The sequence below is a fragment of the Phyllobacterium sp. P5_D12 genome, from assembly GCF_054049495.1.
The window spans coordinates 1-1,872 of record NZ_JBFUMG010000724.1 but is presented as its reverse complement, the minus strand read 5'-3'; the positions used below and the strand labels follow the sequence as shown (position 1 = coordinate 1,872).

At 56.2% G+C, this 1,872-nt stretch carries 3 protein-coding genes; 2 read left to right on the top strand and 1 reads right to left on the bottom strand.

Translation table 11 applies throughout. The annotated features are described in order from the left end of the window. Together ACXJ5O_RS25720 and ACXJ5O_RS25715 are read left to right on the top strand one after the other, a co-directional pair. Positions 1 to 771, top strand: a 771-nt coding sequence (locus ACXJ5O_RS25720) for a BMP family lipoprotein (RefSeq protein WP_457302380.1), incomplete at its 5' end; no start/stop codon positions are given. Between the two features lie 77 nt (positions 772 to 848). Next, positions 849 to 1,490, top strand: a complete 642-nt coding sequence (locus ACXJ5O_RS25715) for a LysE family translocator (RefSeq protein ID WP_457302379.1) — start codon at positions 849 to 851, stop codon at positions 1,488 to 1,490. Here ACXJ5O_RS25715 and ACXJ5O_RS25710 read toward each other — a convergent pair. After that, positions 1,491 to 1,872: GNAT family N-acetyltransferase (locus tag ACXJ5O_RS25710; protein WP_457302378.1), on the bottom strand; the 382-nt coding region annotated here is incomplete at its 5' end.

The window sequence follows — 1,872 nt, the reverse complement described above, 5'->3', positions numbered from 1 at the left end:
TTCGCATCGGATGGCAATTCCCCTATCGTTATCGCGGGCTTCTCTGCCGCTGCCGCGATTGAGAAGGTTGCCACGGAATTCCCGGACACCAAATTTGTCATTATCGATGCGGAAGTCGACAAGCCGAACGTGCGTTCCGTTGTCTTCAATGACAATGAGGGTTCCTATCTTGTTGGTGTGATTGCGGCAAAATCGTCGAAAACCGGAACCGTCAGCTTCATCGGCGGCATGGACGTCCCGCTTATCCGCAATTTCGGTTGCGGCTATGTTGGCGGCGTCAAGGCCACCAACCCAGACGCCAAGGTTATCCAGAACATGACCGGGGATACGCCTGCGGCATGGAATGATCCGGCCAAGGGCGGCGAAATCGCCAAGTCACAGATCGACCAGGGTTCGGACGTGATCTTCGCGGCCGCCGGAGGCACGGGCATCGGCGTTCTGCAAACGGCTGCCGACGCTGACAAATTGGCAATCGGCGTCGATTCCAACCAGAACGGCTTGCATCCGGGCAAGGTTTTGACCTCGATGCTCAAGCGTGTCGATGTTGCAACCTACAATGCCTTCAAGGATGCCGCGGATGGCAAGTTCACAGCCGGCGTCAATGTTCTTGGCGTCAAGGAAGGCGGCGTCGACTACGCGGTCGACGAGAACAACGCCAAACTGATGACCGACGATGTCAAGAAGGCTGTCGAAGCTGCCAAGGCGGATATCATTTCCGGCAAGGTCAAGGTTCACAGCTATTTCTCGGACAATGCCTGCCCGTACAAATAGGCTTTGCTAATCATTGAAACCGCCGGTCATAAGATCGGCGGTTTTCGCTCGAAGATTGCGTGAAAGGAGAATGCCCCATGACAGCAGTTGCCGTTCTTTTCAGCATCCTCGCCACGATTTTTATTGGCGCGATGAGCCCCGGCCCAAGCTTCGTGCTTGTCTCACGCGTTGCCATCGCATCGTCGCGGACTCATGGTCTCGCTTCGGCTTTGGGCATGGGTCTGGGGGGCGCCATATTTGCGGCACTCGCCGTCCTTGGTCTCACGGCATTGTTGATGCAGTTCGAGTGGCTCTACCTTATTCTCAAGCTGCTTGGCGGAGCCTACCTGATCTATATCGGCATCCGCATCTGGCGCGGAGCGTCCGAACCACTGACGACGTCAGGCGCTGGCGAAACCGCGAAGGCCATATCCGTTTCCCGCGCGTTTTTCCTCGGGCTGATCACACAGCTTAGCAACCCCAAGACGTCGATCGTCTATGCCAGCATCTTTGCGGCTCTCATGCCGCCTTCGCCGCCGCTATGGCTCCTGTTAGCGTTGCCGCCGATGCTGTTTTGCGTCGAAGCCGGCTGGTACGCGGTCGTTGCCTTTGCTTTTTCAGGTTCTCGCGCGCGGTCTGTCTATATCCGGCTGAAACAGTGGATCGATCGCGGCGCAGGTATGGTGATGGGAGCGCTGGGCATTAMACTTATGGTCGAAGCGCTGAAGGCCAAGCCGTAGTCAAAGTTTGCGAATGAGGATCATCAAACCATTGTAGTCGCCGCTAAGCGCTTCATGGTCTTGCCAGTCGAGATTTCGATAGTAGTTGGCCTTGCCCGCATAAAGATAAAGCGCCGCATGCCTTTGATCGCGCGCGGCATTTTCCACAGCGTGGATCAATGCGGTTCCGATGCCCTTCCCACGCATTTCAGGCACTACAAAGAGGCTGGCAAGCCATGGCTTCAAGTGCGGATGGCTTTCAAGGTCGTTGTCAATCAGAAGCACCAAGCCTGCTGGCAAGTCGTTGTCAAAACCTATGAAGGCTTTTTGCTGGCCAGCCGGGTTTAGAAAGGGTTCGAACCCGTCGATGGTCTCTTGCAATGTTCGACCAGCTGCTCGGCCC